Source organism: Mesorhizobium sp. M0195 (assembly GCF_040322115.1).
GTDB lineage: Bacteria > Pseudomonadota > Alphaproteobacteria > Rhizobiales > Rhizobiaceae > Mesorhizobium.
In genome coordinates this window covers 546,567-561,986 of the sequence record NZ_JAMYSV010000002.1, presented here as the reverse complement: position 1 = coordinate 561,986, position 15,420 = coordinate 546,567, and the positions used below count along the sequence as shown (strand labels likewise).

19 protein-coding genes are annotated in these 15,420 nt (G+C 62.0%); 12 read left to right on the top strand and 7 right to left on the bottom strand.

The window, feature by feature from the left end; all coding sequences use genetic code 11:
- Positions 1 to 2 precede the first annotated feature (2 nt).
- The 4 genes from NKJ12_RS07530 to NKJ12_RS07515 are packed head-to-tail and all read right to left on the bottom strand — an operon-like array spanning position 3 to position 4,559.
- On the bottom strand, positions 3 to 1,103 hold the full coding sequence (locus NKJ12_RS07530; RefSeq protein ID WP_352701911.1) for a glycosyltransferase family 4 protein: 1,101 nt from the start codon (positions 1,101 to 1,103) through the stop codon (positions 3 to 5).
- Complete coding sequence (locus tag NKJ12_RS07525) at positions 1,088 to 2,380, bottom strand: TIGR04295 family B12-binding domain-containing radical SAM protein (protein WP_352701908.1); 1,293 nt, start codon at positions 2,378 to 2,380, stop codon at positions 1,088 to 1,090. The genes NKJ12_RS07530 and NKJ12_RS07525 overlap by 16 nt, the downstream gene beginning before the upstream one ends.
- Positions 2,377 to 3,456 carry an NAD-dependent epimerase/dehydratase family protein gene (locus tag NKJ12_RS07520; RefSeq protein ID WP_352701906.1) on the bottom strand — a complete coding sequence of 360 codons (1,080 nt, stop codon included), beginning with the start codon at positions 3,454 to 3,456 and terminating at the stop codon, positions 2,377 to 2,379. The genes NKJ12_RS07525 and NKJ12_RS07520 overlap by 4 nt, the downstream gene beginning before the upstream one ends.
- Positions 3,453 to 4,559, bottom strand: coding sequence for an NAD-dependent epimerase/dehydratase family protein (locus tag NKJ12_RS07515; RefSeq protein ID WP_352701903.1), 1,107 nt, complete (start codon positions 4,557 to 4,559; stop codon positions 3,453 to 3,455). The genes NKJ12_RS07520 and NKJ12_RS07515 overlap by 4 nt, the downstream gene beginning before the upstream one ends.
- 256 nt (positions 4,560 to 4,815) lie before the next feature.
- Between NKJ12_RS07515 and NKJ12_RS07510 the strand changes: the two genes are divergently transcribed.
- Positions 4,816 to 5,088, top strand: coding sequence for a hypothetical protein (locus NKJ12_RS07510; protein ID WP_352701901.1), 273 nt, complete (start codon positions 4,816 to 4,818; stop codon positions 5,086 to 5,088).
- Between the two features lie 29 nt (positions 5,089 to 5,117).
- Here the strand turns inward: NKJ12_RS07510 and NKJ12_RS07505 are convergent, their stop codons facing one another.
- On the bottom strand, positions 5,118 to 5,714 hold the full coding sequence (locus NKJ12_RS07505; protein WP_352701898.1) for a response regulator: 597 nt from the start codon (positions 5,712 to 5,714) through the stop codon (positions 5,118 to 5,120).
- 1 nt (position 5,715) lies between these two features.
- Positions 5,716 to 5,913, bottom strand: coding sequence for a hypothetical protein (locus tag NKJ12_RS07500; protein ID WP_352645256.1), 198 nt, complete (start codon positions 5,911 to 5,913; stop codon positions 5,716 to 5,718).
- 166 nt (positions 5,914 to 6,079) lie between these two features.
- On the opposite strand from NKJ12_RS07500, the gene NKJ12_RS07495 reads away from it, so the two are divergent.
- The 7 genes from NKJ12_RS07495 to NKJ12_RS07465 all read left to right on the top strand — a co-directional run bounded on the left by NKJ12_RS07495 (position 6,080) and on the right by NKJ12_RS07465 (position 11,225).
- Entirely contained in the window at positions 6,080 to 9,184 is a 3,105-nt protein-coding gene (locus tag NKJ12_RS07495) for a CheR family methyltransferase (protein ID WP_352701896.1), read from the top strand.
- A gap of 14 nt (positions 9,185 to 9,198) precedes the next feature.
- Positions 9,199 to 9,540, top strand: coding sequence for a response regulator (locus NKJ12_RS07490; RefSeq protein WP_352505411.1), 342 nt, complete (start codon positions 9,199 to 9,201; stop codon positions 9,538 to 9,540).
- A gap of 152 nt (positions 9,541 to 9,692) precedes the next feature.
- Positions 9,693 to 9,911 carry a hypothetical protein gene (locus NKJ12_RS07485; RefSeq protein WP_352701894.1) on the top strand — a complete coding sequence of 73 codons (219 nt, stop codon included), beginning with the start codon at positions 9,693 to 9,695 and terminating at the stop codon, positions 9,909 to 9,911.
- 27 nt (positions 9,912 to 9,938) lie between these two features.
- Positions 9,939 to 10,376, top strand: coding sequence for a GFA family protein (locus tag NKJ12_RS07480; RefSeq protein ID WP_352505410.1), 438 nt, complete (start codon positions 9,939 to 9,941; stop codon positions 10,374 to 10,376).
- 104 nt (positions 10,377 to 10,480) lie between these two features.
- Entirely contained in the window at positions 10,481 to 10,681 is a 201-nt protein-coding gene (locus NKJ12_RS07475; protein WP_352701892.1) for a hypothetical protein, read from the top strand.
- A gap of 136 nt (positions 10,682 to 10,817) precedes the next feature.
- Positions 10,818 to 11,003 carry a hypothetical protein gene (locus tag NKJ12_RS07470; protein WP_352701890.1) on the top strand — a complete coding sequence of 62 codons (186 nt, stop codon included), beginning with the start codon at positions 10,818 to 10,820 and terminating at the stop codon, positions 11,001 to 11,003.
- Between the two features lie 3 nt (positions 11,004 to 11,006).
- Positions 11,007 to 11,225 carry a hypothetical protein gene (locus NKJ12_RS07465; RefSeq protein WP_352701888.1) on the top strand — a complete coding sequence of 73 codons (219 nt, stop codon included), beginning with the start codon at positions 11,007 to 11,009 and terminating at the stop codon, positions 11,223 to 11,225.
- Positions 11,226 to 11,266: 41 nt separating this feature from the next.
- Here NKJ12_RS07465 and NKJ12_RS07460 read toward each other — a convergent pair whose 3' ends face one another.
- Positions 11,267 to 11,533, bottom strand: a complete 267-nt coding sequence (locus NKJ12_RS07460) for a hypothetical protein (RefSeq protein WP_352701886.1) — start codon at positions 11,531 to 11,533, stop codon at positions 11,267 to 11,269.
- A gap of 441 nt (positions 11,534 to 11,974) precedes the next feature.
- Between NKJ12_RS07460 and NKJ12_RS07455 the strand changes: the two genes are divergently transcribed.
- The 4 genes from NKJ12_RS07455 (at position 11,975) to dctP (ending at position 15,399) form a co-directional block, all read left to right on the top strand.
- Positions 11,975 to 12,589, top strand: coding sequence for a GntR family transcriptional regulator (locus tag NKJ12_RS07455; RefSeq protein WP_352701883.1), 615 nt, complete (start codon positions 11,975 to 11,977; stop codon positions 12,587 to 12,589).
- A 100-nt stretch (positions 12,590 to 12,689) separates the two neighbouring features.
- The gene (locus tag NKJ12_RS07450; RefSeq protein WP_352701881.1) at positions 12,690 to 13,787 is read left to right on the top strand and encodes an LLM class flavin-dependent oxidoreductase; all 1,098 of its coding nucleotides are present in this window, start codon (positions 12,690 to 12,692) and stop codon (positions 13,785 to 13,787) included.
- The gene (locus tag NKJ12_RS07445; protein ID WP_254818785.1) at positions 13,787 to 14,332 is read left to right on the top strand and encodes a flavin reductase family protein; all 546 of its coding nucleotides are present in this window, start codon (positions 13,787 to 13,789) and stop codon (positions 14,330 to 14,332) included. The genes NKJ12_RS07450 and NKJ12_RS07445 overlap by 1 nt, the downstream gene beginning before the upstream one ends.
- 89 nt (positions 14,333 to 14,421) lie before the next feature.
- Positions 14,422 to 15,399 (top strand): TRAP transporter substrate-binding protein DctP, encoded by a 978-nt coding sequence (gene dctP, locus NKJ12_RS07440; protein WP_352701879.1) that lies wholly within the window; start codon positions 14,422 to 14,424, stop codon positions 15,397 to 15,399.
- Positions 15,400 to 15,420 lie beyond the last annotated feature (21 nt).

Sequence of the window (15,420 nt, the reverse complement as noted above, 5' to 3'; positions counted from 1 at the left end):
AATCAACTACCCGCCATGGTGGCCAGGGCCGCCTTGTCGTAGACGCCGCGCATGGCGGTCGCCTGTCTTGCCAATGAAAATCTACGGCTTCGGCGGGCCGCTGCCTCACCGAGTTCTCGCCGGCGCTGCGCGTCACTGCACAGGCTGCTGATGCATCTGGCGAGATCGCTCGGATCGCGCGCGTCGTAGAACATGGCCGCGCCGTCCCACAGTTCGCGATAGGTCGAAATATCGGCGAGCACCAAAGGCGTCTTCGACATCGCGGCTTCCAGCGTGGCCAGACCGAACGGTTCGTAGCGCGACGGCGATACGAAAATGCCGGCCCGCGCCATCAGCAGGCGCACTTCCTCATGCGGTACCGGCCCGACGGGAACGGCGTGGCTGAAGCCAACATGCTGGCCGTCCGGGCCTTGCAGCGAGCCGGCGACGAAGACCGGCCATTGCGTGCGGGAAGCGGCCCGGTCCAGCACCGCCGCATTCTTTCCCTCGTCCCACCAGCGCGCAGCGGCGAAAACGACCGATTCCCGCCTTTCGCTCTTCGGCCCGGGCCGTGCACCGTTGCCGACGACGCTCAGGCGGGCGATCGGCCCGTAGCAGGTTTCCAGCATGTCGGCATGGCTGCGGCTGGGTGCAACGACCATGCCTGCGTCATCGAAACCGCGCCGGTTGCGGTCCTTTTGCCAGGCCCAATCGCCGTCCGCCGCCTGTCCTTTGACGGCGTGGAACCATGTCACCACGCAGGAATGCGACACCGCCACGACCGGGCAGGGCACGTCGAGCCCCGCAGCCTGCGTCGGCGCGTTGAGATGGACGATTTCGATGGCGTAGTCACGGATGAGCGGGAGCAGCTCCTGCTGCAACGCGTCGAGGTCTTGCTCGTCGCGGGTCATCCAGTCGGGCGGCGTGTTGAGCCAGGTCAGCGCCGCGAATGACTGGGCCTCCTCGGCCTGCTGCCTGGACGGTTCCGGACCAAGCCCGGCAAGCACGACACTGTCGCCTCCGGCGACGAGTTGCCTGGCCAGATCGAGCGCATAGCGCCAGACGCCGCCGACGGCATCGACAGTCATCAGGATGCGACGCGGCGGGCTCAGTGTCCGCAACATGTGGCCTCCAATTCAGCCAGCGGACGCGGACGCTTCTCCTGGATGTCGCTGAACGTCCGGAAGGATGCGAGGTAATGTTCATGCGCGCGCTCCCAGGCGAGATCGTCCGGCTCGCCCCAAAGTTCGCGGTAGCTGGGCGAACTCGGATAAGGATAAAGCGGCACCGGTTCGTTGGCCCAAACGCCGTTGTCGATCAGGTGCTTTCGCCAATAGTCGACCAGCGCGGGATCGTCTTCGACCACGCCGATGAGATTGGCCTGAACGAACGGCACATGGCGCCTGGCGTCGACCAGCAACGCAGCCAGTTCCTCGGTGCCCAGCCGGCAGCGTTTTGCCAGCATGGCGCGGCCTTCCACCGTCAGGCTTTCGAGCCCCGCCTCGATCGAGACGCAGCCGGCGGCGCCAAGCAGTTTCAGCAGTTCCGGTTTCCAGAGGTCGATCCGCGTCTGCACGCCGAACTTCACATCGCGATCGACCAGCGCTTCCAGCAATGCCTTTTGTGGCAGGAATATCTCGTCGATGAAGTAGATGTAGCCGACGCCCTGTGCGATCAGCCGGTCGATCTCGGCGATCACCGCTTCGTGGTTCCGACGGCGATAGGCGTCGCGGAAATCGATCTTGGCGCAGAAGCTGCAATTATACGGGCAGCCGCGCGAAGCCTCGACCTCGGCGCCAAAGCCGACCTGGTTGTCGTCGAAGCGGTGATGGTGGTGCGAATGGGCGGCAATCCAGTCCGATGGCCATTCGAGCGCTGGGTGATCGATGAACGAGCTCGCATGCGCGCTGCCGTTCGAAACCAGTTCTCCATCCTCAAAATGGGCGGTGGACGGCACAGCATTCCAGTCGTCGCGCCGGGCGAGTTCCGCGACCACTTCCTCGCATTCGCCGCGCACGACAATGTCGACGCCAAGCTTGCGCAAAGTCGGCGCCGGCGTCGCCGAGCCATGCGGCCCGACGGCGACGGTGCGGCCGCCGCGCCCGGCAAGATGGTTGAGAAACTCAGCCGGCACGCGCAACTCGGGCGGTGCGCAGCGCCAGAACAGGTAGGTCGGCGCGGTGCTGACGACGGTCATATCAGCCTCGAAAGCGGCGACGCGATCGGCAAGCGCGGCGTTGTCGAGCTTCTGGATCTGCCCGTCCAGCATCAGCACCTCGTGACCGGCGGCTTCGAGCAAGGCTTTCGAATAGCCGAGTTCGAGCGGCAGATGCGGCTGGCGGCAGCCGAAATAGATGCTGTCCTGGTAGGTCCAGGACGGATTGACCAGAGCGACCTTCATGCTACGTACCTCGCCGGTTCGGGATGCGGGTCGGCGCGATGACGCTGCAGCCAATCGGCGAGGTCGCGGATGCCGTTTCGCCACGAGACATGCGCTTTCCATCCCAGCGCCGCCTCGATCGCGCGTGTGTCGGCGACGAAGAACGGTTGGTCGCCGGTGCGTTCGCGGTCGTAACGGATCGAAACGTCCCGTTTCGTTATGTCGCAAATCTCCTTCAGTAGCATGCGCAGGCTGACGGCGTTTTCCGGTCCGCCGCCGAGATTGAATGCCTGGCCCTTGATTTCCTCGATCCGGTCGAGCACCGCGCGGTAGGCCGCGACCGCGTCGGCAACATGCAGGATGTCGCGCACCTGCTTGCCGTCGCCATAGATGGTGATCGGCCGGTCGGAAAACGCGCTAAGCAGGAAATGGGCGACCCAGCCCTGATCCTCCGTCCCGAACTGGCGCGGTCCATAGATGCAGCTCATGCGCAGCACCGCCGTCGGCAGATCGTATGACTTGGCGTAGTCGAGGACATACTGGTCCGCCGCGCCCTTGGAGCAGCCATAGGGCGTGCAGAAATCAAGGCCGCGCGTCTCGTCAATGCCGTGCGCCTGGATGCTGGCGTCGCAAGGCGCATATTTGCCGTCGTCTTCGCGCATCGCAATGTCAGCGAGCCGCCCATAGACCTTGTTGGTGCTGGCGAAAACGACGGGGATGCGTTTGCCGCTGCGGCGAGCGGCTTCCAGGACGTTGAACGTTCCGCGCAGGTTGATGTCGAAATCCTCGTCCGGCCGAGCCAGGCTCGTGGTGACGGCGGTCTGCGCGGCAAAGTGGAAAACCGCCTTCGAACCAGCCACCAGCGGCATCAGCGCCTCGGCCTCGCGGATATCGACGATTTCAATGGTGAGACGGCTGCCGTGCTTTTGCGTCAGCCATTCGAGGTTCTGCTCAACGCCGGGACGGCTCAGATTATCGATGACCAGCACCGGTTCGCCATCCGACAACAGGCTGTCGGCGAGGTTGGAGCCGATGAAGCCGCTGCCGCCGATAACGGCGACGGGCGCTTCGCGAAAATCGGGTGAATCCGGTCTCATGATACCAGCCCTCGCGCTTCGAGTTCCCGCTTCATCTCGGCGCTGCGATCGATGGCGACGGTGTTGCGCACCCATGCGACGAAATCGCCGAGCGAATGCTCCAGCCGGTATTGCGGCTGGAAGCCGAGCAGTTCGCGCGCCTTCGATATGTCGGCAAAGCAATTGCGGATATCGCCGGAGCGTGCCTTGCCGAGGATTTCCGGCTGGCGGCCAGGCACGCCCATTGCTTCGGCGAGCAGCCGGGCGACGTCGCTGACTGCGTAGGCCCGCCCGCTGCCGATGTTGATGACGTGGCTGCGTGCCTGGGGCTGCTCCAGCGCCAGCCGGAAGGCGCGGGCAACGTCGCGCACGTGCACGAAATCGCGCTGCTGTTCGCCGTCCTCGAAAATCAGCGGCCGCTGGCCATTGGCGATGCGCGAGGCGAAGTTCGCCAACACGCCGGTATACGGGTTGGAGAGTGCCTGTCCGGCACCGAAGACATTGAACAGGCGCAGCGCCACCGCATCGACGCCATAGGCTTCGCCGAAGATCAGCACGGCTCGTTCCTGGGCATATTTCGTCAGCGCGTAGATCGAGGCGAGGTCGACCGGTTTCTGCTCGTCGGTCGGCAGCGGCAACAGGACTTCGCCTTCCGGCGAGAGGGGATTCCATTGGCCGCTGCGGATGTCGTCCGGCTGCCGTCTTGCATTGTCGATGCGCCGGCCGTCCGGCGTGGCATAGAGACCCTCGCCATAGACGCTCATCGACGACGCAACGACGATCCGTTCGATCGGGCGTTTGATCAGTGCCTCCAGCAACGTGGCGGTGCCGAGGTCGTTGGCGCCGACATAGCGGGCGATCTCGTACATCGACTGGCCGACGCCCACTTCAGCCGCCAGGTGAATGATCGCGTCGACATCGTCGACCGCCTCTGCGATGGCGTCGCGATCACGAACGTCGCCTTTGATCAGCTTGGCGCCTGGCGGCAGGCTGATTGCCTCGCCGCCATGCACCTGGTCCAGCAGCGCATCGAGAATTGAAACCCCATAGCCATGTTCAACGAGTTCCTGGGCGACGTGGCGGCCGATAAAACCGCAGCCTCCCGTGACCAGTATACGTTTCACGACAACTCCTCATACGAATGGCTTTGCCGCCCCAAACTTCCGGGCGAAAGGTTTGTTCCCTTGCTTCAACAAAGTTCCCGAGCGCTGCGCTCCGGAAGCGACCGCCTTGGGCTGGGCACGGGAACATCGAAGCGCGCTTGGTGTTAGGAGCCATAATCGACCAACCGCGCGCATATGCTCGGCAGAAATGCATCTGCTGGTTGTACGAGGCAGACCGGGATCTCGCGGTGTGCGGTGGAATCGAAGGGAGATTGGAATGTCTGAATCGAAGACGACCACCGATCATGATGAAATCCGCCGTTGGGCCGAGAATCGCGATGGCCGGCCGGCGGTGGTGCGCACCAAGGGCGAGGGCGGCATACTGCGCATCGACTTCGGCGAGCCTGAAGAGACGTTCGAGCCTGTCGAATGGGACGAGTTCTTCAGGATATTCGATGAGAAGGAACTGGCCTTCCTCTACCAGGAAGAGACCAGCGGCGGCAAAACCAGCCGCTTCAACAAATTCGTCGAACGCAACCGGAAAGGCTGACCTCGTCTGATTGCCGGCAGCTGCCGCGGTCAGTGCAGCAGGTTCGCTCCACGTGCCCTGACGATGTTTCGCATGATGCCGTTGAGCCAGTCCTCGGTGGAGGAGCCGGATCGCCTGCTGTCGATCTCGCCGATCGCCTGCTCGAGCGTCCGCTCGACCAGCCGGTCGGAGGCCTCGACATCTCCCAGCAGCAGGCGCGCCGCGAGCCTGAGCTTAGGCAGCAGCGAAAATACGTCGTCCGAGGGCTCCGACGCTCGACCTCCTGTCGATGCCGACGTCTCGGCTGGAAAGAGAGCGTCGAAAACAGCCTGGGCGTCCGAGGATTTTCGGAGGCTGCTGGCATACCGAAGCCGCTCGGGAATAACGATGTCTTCATCGCCGCTGAAAAACACGAACGGCACGCCACGGCGCATCAGTTCGTCGGCGATCGGAAATACCCGTCGTCCGTTGAGATTGATGTCCAGGATCGCGGCTTCGGCCTCGTCCGTATGTTTCGATGCCTGTTCCACCGTCGCTACCGGGCCAAGCACCACGGCGCCCATCTTGCTGAAATAACGTGCAAGATCCCCCGCCAGCATCCATTCGTCCTCGACGATCAGGATATGCAGGCCTTGCAGGTCGCGCACCTCATTGTTCCTTCTTTCTGCGGGATCTACGCTTGTCGGCGCGGACTTCTGCAAAGTGGCGCTCCAATACCTCTTGCAACCGTTCCGCGAGCGCGAGCAGGCGAGGCGGAATGTTTTCAGATACCGGGAACTTGGTCAGATCCGGCGAGGGCAACAGAATTCGCTTGGCCGGCTTTATTTCAGGTGATCGTTTTGCCATTGGAACCGCCTCCAAAGTCAAATGTTAATGCCCACCGGCGGTACTTTGTTCCGTTGGTGGACTATTTACTGGCCTCAGGCTCGGCCCGGTCTTAATCTGAGGCGCGATTTGGGTCTAAGGCCCGATTTGACGGCTTTGTGTTTGCGGCTGTTACCAGGGGCTTGGCGTGGCATCCCAGAATGGAAGATTTCCCATAGTCGGGGTCGGCGCATCGGCCGGCGGCATTCCCGCGATGGAGGGCCTGTTCAAAGGGCTGACCGGCGACACCGGCATGGCGTTCGTCGTCGTCACGCATCTCAGCCCGGAGCGGGAAAGCCTGCTGCACGAGGTCATCCGACGTTATACCGAAATGCCGGTCTTGGTGGCCGAGGAGGGGGCAGCGGTCCAACCCGACCAGGTCTATGTGATGCCGCAAAACGTTGTCCTCACCATCCGTAAGGGCGCGCTTTCGCTGCGCCGGCCGAACACGCTCAACCGCGAGCGCAAGCCGATCGATATCTTCTTCAGCGCATTGGCCGAGGACCAGGGCGAGTATGCCGTCGGCATTATTTTGTCGGGTGGCGATTCGGACGGCACGCTTGGCGCCAGGGCCATCAAGGAGCATGGCGGGCTGACCATTGCCCAGGCCTCCAACGGTTCCGGCCCCCGCAATCCAGATATGCCGCAGAGCGCGATTTCGAGCGGCCTGATCGACATAGCGGCGCCCGCCGAGCAGATCGGTGCAAAGCTTCAGGCGTTTGTCCGCGGTTTCGACGTGCTGAACGGCCTGACCGAAGCGGACGACGAACGCAAGGCCGAGATAGATCGAGCCCGCGATGAAATCTACGCCATTCTGCGCAGCCATTCCGGTCACGACTTTTCCGGCTACAAGGCCAAGACGTTCCTGCGTCGCGTAAAGCGGCGCATGCAGATAACGCAGCTACAGTCGATCAGCACCTACATAGAACGGCTGAAGAGGGATCCCGACGAGGTGGCGAAGCTGTTTCGCGACCTGCTCATCAATGTCACCAGCTTTTTTCGGGACGCCGAAGCGTTCAAATTGCTGGAGGACAAGATCATACCGCAGATTTTCGAGGGCAGGAACGCGTCCGATGCGGTGCGTGTCTGGGTGCCCGGCTGCGCCACCGGCGAGGAGGTGTTCTCGATCGGCATGCTGATGCGCGAGCGCATGGAGAAACTTCCCGCGCCGCCGCGCGTCCAGATATTCGCGACCGACATCGACGAGCCGGCGCTCGCGGTGGCGCGTGCGGCGCGTTATCCCGAAGCGCTGCTGCACGGGCTATCGCCACAGCGCAGGCAACGCTTTTTCCACAGCGACGGCGAGAGCTATGTGCTGGCCAAAGAGGTGCGCGAACTCTGCATTTTTTCCCCGCACAGCGTCATCCGCGATCCTCCGTTCTCGCGTATGGATATGATTTCGTGCCGCAACCTGTTGATCTATTTCGGCCCGCAGATCCAGAACCGGGTCGTCCCGATCTTCCACTATGCGCTGAGGCCGGGCGGTTATCTGTTCCTCGGCACCTCGGAAAGCGTCGGTCAGCACGGCGACCTGTTCGCCACGGTCGATAAAAAGCAGCGGATATTCCAGGCGCGGGAACATGCCACGCCGCGACCGCCGGTCCTGATCGGCAATGGCTTCACAGCTGCCCTGCCGGCGGGACGCCGTGGCTCAAAAAACGATGGCGCGAGCCATTCGCTGCGCCAGGCAATCGAGGCTCAGGTGCTGGAGCGGTTCGCCCCGCCTCACGTGCTGGTCAATGGCGATGGCGACGTCGTCTACTATTCGGGGCGGACGGGTAAATATCTGGAAGCGCCGCAAGGTGCCCCGAGCCGGCAGTTGCTGACCTTGGCCCGCCGCGGGCTGAGACTTGAGATGCGCGCCGCGTTGCGGGAAGCAGCAACGACGCGCCGCACGGTCGTGCGGGAGAACATAGCGGTCGAAGAAGACGACGGACAGCTTCAGTTCATTACACTGACAGTCGAGCCGTACACGGAACGCAGCAATGGCGAGCCCCTCTACCTCGTCCTGTTCAATCCGGTGGGGCAGGCCCAGATACGCTCCGATCCGGCCCGCGAAAGCCGCGGCACAGACGACGCGGCCGATCTCGAACGGGAGTTGCGCGACACGCGCGAGCGGCTGCAGTCGACCATCGAGGAGTACGAAACCGCGCTGGAGGAAGTAAAATCTTCGAACGAGGAACTCGTCTCCGTCAATGAAGAGGCACAGTCGACGAATGAGGAGCTTGAGGCCTCGAAGGAGGAAATGCAGTCGCTCAACGAAGAGCTCAACACCATCAATGCGGAACTGACCGGCAAGATAGAGGAACTCGATCGCGCCAACAGCGATCTCAGAAACTTGTTCGAAAGCACGGAAATCGCCACCATCTTCCTCGACCGCAACCTTGTGGTGCGAACCTTTACTCCTGCCGCGTCGTCGTTCTTCAACTTGCGTCCGTCAGATGTCGGCCGACCGCTGACCGATCTTTCGAGCCAACTCGACTACCCCGAGTTGAAGCGGCACATCCAGGCGGTGTTCGAGACGGGAGAGACCCTGAACCATCACCTTGCGCGCGACGACAAGGGCCGGTTCTACCTGGTCCGCATCAACCCTTACCGGGACAAAGGCGGCAGCATCCAAGGCGTGGTCGTGACACTGATCGACGTGACGACACTGGCGCAGGCGGAAGAGCGTCAGCAGGTGCTCATCTCGGAGCTGAACCATCGCGTCAAGAACATGCTGGCGGTTGTCGCCAGCATCACCAACCGGACGCGGGAATACTCGGCGTCAAAAGACGAGTTCGCTGAAGCTTTGATCGGCCGTCTGCATGCAATGTCACGAGCCTACAGTCTGCTCTCGCGCGAAAGCTGGACGGAAGCCTCCGTCGAGGAACTGCTGCGCCAGGAGCTTGGTCCCTTCGGGGCCGAACGGTTCGAGCTCGATGGCAAGCGGGTAAGCCTCAAGCCTGTACAGGGGCTTTCGTTCGGCATGGCAATCCATGAACTGGCGACCAATGCCGCTAAATATGGCGCACTGTCCAAGCCTGCCGGGCGGATAATTGTGAAATGGTCGGTGGTGGATGGAACCTTCAAGCTCGTCTGGCGCGAGAAGGGCGGCCCCCGCATCAAGGAGCCAACCGACAGCGGCTTCGGCCTTACCCTTCTGCGCGGAGAAATCGGCTACAGGCTGGGCGGAAAAATTGAAACAACTTTCCGCTCAAATGGTTTGGAGGCGGAAATTGCATTCCCTCTGACCCGCGAGGGCTCGTCGTGACCGGAAAGGTGCGTGTGCTGATCGTCGAGGATGAATGGCTGATCGCCGACGACGCGGCGGCTTACCTGCGCAAAGCCGGCCATCAGGTGGTTGGACCGGTTTCGTCGGTAACGGCAGCACTTCGGCTCGTTGGCGAAGGCGGCATCGACGCGGCGTTGTTGGATATCCAGTTGAACGACGAAACCAGCTATCCGATCGCGGAAGCGTTGCAAACGCGCGGTGTTCCGTTCGCCTTCCTCTCCGGGTACGGCGAACGCGAAATTCCAGCCGGGTTCCGCGCTTGCAGGATCGTGCAGAAGCCGGCGAGCCAAAGTGCGATTTTGAATGCCGTAGATGAACTCGCGCGCGCCGGCTGAATTCCTGTCGTTCCAGCGGGCCCGCCTTTTCAATCCAGCGGCTTGTCGGTGGGGCAGCGAGGTGCCAGCCTGCCGCCGCCGATTCCGGGTCGAGGCCTTCCGGAACCATTTCCGCCATCGTTTGTTCGGCTCGAAGAAAGGAGCCGCGCGAAATGGAGCGACGTAACGCGTTAATTGCGATGGTGATTTCGGCCATCATCATCGTCGGCTTTCTCATAGGCTTTTTGTACGGCGATATGGGCTGGCAAATCTCGCCGCTCAAAAGAGCCCCTGAACAGAACCAGGGTGGCAATGCTCCGGCCGATACCTCGCCTGCCGCCGGCATCAAGAAGAACCCCAAGGAAAATACCGAAATGCCAGGCCAGCAATGAAGGCCGGTCCAGCAATGAAGTTAACCAATGCCACGAACTGAAACGGGCTCCTGTTTTTGCGGCGCCATAACGGCGGAGATGCGCGGCGAGCCTTTCTGGATTTGCTCCGATCACGATGACGACTGTCGCAAGGCGATAGGAAGCCCTCTGACGGTGTGGGTCGGTTATCGGCCTTCCGAATTCACGTTGCTCACCGGCACGCCGAGGACCTTTTCGAAAACCTCCGGCGTGCTCCGGTCCTTCTGCGCGGATTGCGGGACATCGATCGGCTATGTCGACCAAGGGTTGCCCGACGAACTCTATCTGGCAATCGGCTTTCTCGATCATCCCGAACGGTTTCCGCCACAGGCCCATGCATACTGGGACATGAGGTTGCCCTGGGTCGACTTTCCAGACGAGCTGCCGCGGGTGGGGACGTATTCGAGGCGGCGAGATCCGACCTTCGGAAATCCGGCGGAACGCTAGCCTGGGGTCCTTGCAAGTTGGAAGACGTGCCATCGGGGCTGCGTACGAAAACGACAGTTGGCGCGGGGCCGAAAACGCGCAATTATCGGCCGATGAGCCGCCGTTTGGATGACAAGCTCGATTGCAAGGCGTGCGGGACGATCCTGATGGATATTCCCGACGACCCGAAGGATTCGACGCCGATCTATTGCAGCAATTGCGGCGCCTATCTCGGCGAATGGGGCGAACTGCAGGAGGATTTCTATAAACAGGCTTTCGGTGCCCAGGCCTTCGATCTGAACCACGGAACCATCATCAAGAAATAACCCCGGATTGTGCAGGCGTCCCCTGGCCTCAAGCCGTGGTCCGGGACCCGGCTCGTAGCGACAAGCGCCGTTCGTATCGGACCCTCGGGAACCTTTCTCCCGACCCGCTTGTTTGGGTGGCGGAAGGAGAAACGCCATGAGCACAAAACCTCCCCCTGTTCCACCGGAGAATCTGAGCCCAAAAGGAGCCGGTGACAAAAAAACGGTAGCCGCCGACCAAGCACCGCACGGCCAATCGACCGTGCCGGATCCCGACAAGCAGGGCCAGCAAGGCAATACGAAGGTCAACACCACCCACCAAGGCAACGTCCAGGATCGCTAGGTCATGTCCACGTCGAAGAAGACTCCTGCCAGCATCCGCCAGGGTGGTCCTGGCGCGGCGCACGAAAACGCCAAGAAGCCGCTGAGCGTCGAAAAGCCGCCCGCCGATCCCGACCGGCGCAGCCACAGCAAGGTCTCCGGTGGCGGCGGCGAACGCGACAGCCACCATACCCACGACCCCGAAAAGAAGGGCGACACCCGGCCTGCGCATCAGGGCAAGTGAAATCTGGTGGCGACGCGAAGATCGGTGGCTCGAGCGAAATTTCAGCGGGGACGGCGCGCCGAGGCGAACGGCACGACATTGTCGACATTTGCCGTCGGCAAATCAAACAGCATCGGAAGCCCCCGCGTCGCGGCCATCTCCACGATCAGCTCTTCGATGGAGTGATTGGTCAGACGTGTCTCGACGCCCAGCCGGATCATCGCCGCCAGCTTGTGCACCGGCACCGGCACGGACTTCGCCCGGTCGTCGAGCAGCTTGCTGATTTCGATGACGACGTCTGCGTCGATATCCCTAGGCAAGTCTCGCATAAGCGCCTCCCCGCCAAACGAAACGAAAAGCCCGCCGCACCTTTCGATACGGCGGGCGATCCAGTAATGCGCACCGGCGAGGGGATCGGATGGGCGTGCCGGCGCGCGCAGATCGCAAGTATTTTTAGTTAAATCCGCCAGCCTCGATGTGTCACGCGAAAACGTCTGTACGTTTTTACCGAACCGCGCGGATCGCTGGCTCTCCTCGCGTCGCGCGGCGCAACCCACGGATGGCGTGACCCTCTGCCCTCCGGACAACGAACCTAAACAGTATACATTATAAACTTAAAACATCTTGCCAGGCGATCCAGCCTGTGCTCCACTTCGCATTGGAACGTGGCCTGCAGGTCGAATTCTCTCGATATGTAGCTGCATTTCAACGATCACTGCGAGAACACCAGCCTCAAACGATATACGAAATCTTCGCAGGGGAAGGCGTGGATGACGGAAACGATAGAGCTCAAACGGGTTGGCGACGGCAATCTGCGTGCCCAGGTCTATCAACAAATCCGTCTGACCATACAGCATGGCGAATTGGCGCCTGGCCAGAAGCTCGTAGATGTCGACATTGCCGCCCAGCTCGGTATTTCCAGAATGCCTGTCCGCGACGCCTTGATGCAGTTGGTGCATGAGGGCTATCTCGTCGGCACCACACGCGGCTTCACCCTGCCCACGCTTACCGCAACGGATGTCGCCGACATCTTCGAGGTCCGCCGCTTGCTCGAGCCCCGGGCCGCCGCACACGCTGCGCGGACACTCGACGCCGCTGGCCTCAAGACGCTTGCGGCCGCGCTTCGGGAGGCGGAGGCTGCGGCCGCCGCCGGCGATGCCGACCGCTTCTTCCAGGCCAATTCGGCATTCAGGAATTGCTGGCTCGGCGCTGTCGAGAACCAGCGCCTTTCACAAACCATTGCAAGGTTCGCCGACCATGTCCTCGTCGTCCGTTTAAGGACGCTGTCGCACCAGCCGACGCAGGCCGTCGTCGTGGCCGTTGCATGCGCGCAATCTATGAGGCATTCGTCAAGCGCGACGCCGTCGCCGCTTACGACCGTATGACCCACTTCATTCAGAACGCCGAGGAGCGTTTCATGAAGCTGAGCCCTCCGTCTCAAAATTCCACAGGTGAAGGTGAGAGCATGTCGCAGCGGGGGAAACCATGACCAGGAAGCAGCACCCGCTGAAAGGGCCGAACAGGTTCAAGCTCGGCGTCTTCTCCATGAACGCCGATGGCGGCCTGGCAATGACCACCGTTCCCGAGCGCTGGCGTGCCCGCTGGGAAGACAACCTCAATTCCGCCTGCATCGCCGACCGCGCCGGCCTCGAGTTTCTGCTGCCGATCGCCCGCTGGCGCGGCTTCGGCGGTTTGACGCATGTGCGGGAATGGTCGTTTGAGACGTTCACCTGGGCGGCGGGTCTTGCTGTCGCCACGGAAAACATCGGCCTGTTCATGACGGTGCATGTGCCGCTGGTTCATCCGCTGCAGGCTGCCAAAGCGCTGGCGACGGTCGACCACATCTCCAACGGGCGTGCCGGCTTGAACATCGTCTGCGGCTGGAACCCGGACGAGTTCGTTATGTTCGGGCAGACGGTCGGCGAGCGGACCTACGATCAGGCCGAGGAATGGATCAACATCATCGTGCGTGCCTATCAATCGAGGGAGCCGTTCGACTTCAGCGGCGAGTTCTATGATCTCAAGGGTGTCGTTAGCCGCCCGCCAAGCTTGCAAGTGCCACGACCGGTGACCATGAACGCCGCGTTCGGCGCGCCGGGGCGCAACTATGCGGCGCGCCACTGTGACTATCTGTTTTCGACGTTTTCCGAAATTGCCGACGGACGTGCGCATGTGGTCGACATTACCAACCGCGCGGCCGAAGTCGGGCGCGAAGTCGGCGTCTATACGGTCTGTCACGTCGTCTGCCGGGAGACCCAGCAGGAAGCCGAGGATTACTACCGGCACTACGCGCTCGAATGCGCGGACGAGGGTGCCGTCGACGAGCATATGCGCAAGAAGAAGGAATTCGCGAACTCGCATGACGCGAAGGCCTTCACCGAATATCGGCAGAGGTTCGCCGGCGGTGCCGGGACGTTCCCGCTCATCGGCACGCCGGAAAAGATCGTCGACGACCTCACCGAGATCATGGAACAGGGTTATTCCGGCGCCGCCCTCACATTCGTCAACTACACCTACGAACTGCCCTTCTTCTGCGACCGCGTGCTGCCGCTGATGCGCCAGGCCGGGCTTCGAGTAAACTGATGCCGGCCGCCGCCATTCCGACGCTATGGGTGGATGGGCACAACGCCATCGATCCGCGCGCGTTCAAGCAGGCTATGCGGGCCGTGGCGGGCTCCGTCGCCATCCTTGCGTCGGAGCATGACGAGATCGGCTTTTGCGGCATCACGGCGACGGCTCTCTGCTCGTTCAGTGCCGAGCCGCCTTCGCTGCTTGCCTGTGTCAACCGCGGCAGCACCTTTGCCTCGGCCATTCGCGAAGGTTTGCCTTTTTCGGTCAATCTTCCCGCCGGCGACCAGGAGAACGTTGTGCGTGCGTTTGGCGGCATGACCAAAGCCAAGGGCGCCGCGCGGTTCTCGTCCGGATCATGGGTGCGCGGCGAAACCGGCGCGCCCTTGCTTGTCGGCGCGAGGGCAATGTTCGAATGCCGGGTGGCCGAAATCATTGTGCGGGCGTCGCACATGATCGTCATCGGCATCGTCTCGGGCGTTGCGCTGGATCGCGCTCACCGATCGCCGGTCTTCTACGCGCATGGGCGGTTCCTGACAGTAGGAGATGATGTCAACTAACCGCCGTTCGTGTGGCGGCGAAGCGTGCAATTTCAGATCGGCCCGATGATGGGCTCCGGCGAAGTGAATCTATCAGAGGGAATACGGCAATGCGCATTTGGAAATCCCTTGTTCTGGCTGCACTCATGTCGGGTGTGGCGGGTATCGCCATGGCCGACGAGGTCGTCCTCAACGCCGTGCATTTTACGCCGACGCAGAACGGCTACGCCCAGAGCTTCCTGAAGTTCGTTCAGAAGGTGAACGAAAAGGGTAAGGGCGTGGTCCAGATCAACGTGCGTGGCGGGCCGGAGGTCATTCCACCGATCCAGCAGGGCGCGGCGCTCAGGAGCGGCCTGATCGATGTGATCGACACACCGGCAGGGCAGTTCCTCGAACTCGTGCCCGAAGGCGAGGTTTTCTCCGCATCGACGAAGACGCCGTGGGAGATTCGCGAAAATGGCGGCTGGGACTTCATCAGCGCAATTTTCGAGAAGAAGGCCAATGCCCATCTGCTGGCGCATGTCGACGCGGGCTCGGGCTTCAACGTCTTCACCGTCGACGAACCCAAGCTCAACAGCGAAGGCAGCATCGACTGGAGCAGCCTGAAGATACGTTCGTCGCCGCTCTATCGCGATTTCCTCGAATCCCTGGGCGCGACGGTCATCGTGCAAGCGCCGGGGGATGTCTATACCTCGCTCGAGCGCGGCGTCGTCAATGCCAACGCCTATACGGTGTTTGGCTATGCGTCATTCGGCTGGGACAAATTCACCAAATACCGTGTCGATCCGCAATTCTTCAAAACCGACGTGCTGATCTCGATCAACAAGGCCAGATGGGACACGCTGTCGCCCGAGGCGCAGAAGCTGCTTGCCGATACGGCCGTCGAATACGAGCGCGCGAGCTACGACGCCAACCTTGCCGAATCCGAAAAACAGGCACAGGCGATGATCGACGGCGGGCAGAAGGTTGTCAGCTTGAGCGGCGCCGGCCGCGACAAATTCCTGGCGGCTGCCACGCAGGCGAGCTGGGCGAGAATGGCCAAACGCGATCCCACCAACATCGATCAGTTGAAGAAATTCTTTCAGTAGCCCGAGCCGAGGGTGCCTTGT

Coding starts and splice junctions, on each gene's coding strand:
- NKJ12_RS07530 (WP_352701911.1), bottom strand. CDS start 1,103: ATGTTGCGGACACTGAGCCCGCCGCGTCGCATCCTGATGACTGTCGAT.
- NKJ12_RS07525 (WP_352701908.1), bottom strand. CDS start 2,380: ATGAAGGTCGCTCTGGTCAATCCGTCCTGGACCTACCAGGACAGCATC.
- NKJ12_RS07520 (WP_352701906.1), bottom strand. CDS start 3,456: ATGAGACCGGATTCACCCGATTTTCGCGAAGCGCCCGTCGCCGTTATC.
- NKJ12_RS07510 (WP_352701901.1), top strand. CDS start 4,816: ATGTCTGAATCGAAGACGACCACCGATCATGATGAAATCCGCCGTTGG.
- NKJ12_RS07500 (WP_352645256.1), bottom strand. CDS start 5,913: ATGGCAAAACGATCACCTGAAATAAAGCCGGCCAAGCGAATTCTGTTG.
- NKJ12_RS07485 (WP_352701894.1), top strand. CDS start 9,693: ATGGAGCGACGTAACGCGTTAATTGCGATGGTGATTTCGGCCATCATC.
- NKJ12_RS07480 (WP_352505410.1), top strand. CDS start 9,939: ATGCCACGAACTGAAACGGGCTCCTGTTTTTGCGGCGCCATAACGGCG.
- NKJ12_RS07470 (WP_352701890.1), top strand. CDS start 10,818: ATGAGCACAAAACCTCCCCCTGTTCCACCGGAGAATCTGAGCCCAAAA.
- NKJ12_RS07465 (WP_352701888.1), top strand. CDS start 11,007: ATGTCCACGTCGAAGAAGACTCCTGCCAGCATCCGCCAGGGTGGTCCT.
- NKJ12_RS07460 (WP_352701886.1), bottom strand. CDS start 11,533: ATGCGAGACTTGCCTAGGGATATCGACGCAGACGTCGTCATCGAAATC.
- NKJ12_RS07455 (WP_352701883.1), top strand. CDS start 11,975: ATGACGGAAACGATAGAGCTCAAACGGGTTGGCGACGGCAATCTGCGT.
- NKJ12_RS07450 (WP_352701881.1), top strand. CDS start 12,690: ATGACCAGGAAGCAGCACCCGCTGAAAGGGCCGAACAGGTTCAAGCTC.
- NKJ12_RS07445 (WP_254818785.1), top strand. CDS start 13,787: ATGCCGGCCGCCGCCATTCCGACGCTATGGGTGGATGGGCACAACGCC.
- dctP (WP_352701879.1), top strand. CDS start 14,422: ATGCGCATTTGGAAATCCCTTGTTCTGGCTGCACTCATGTCGGGTGTG.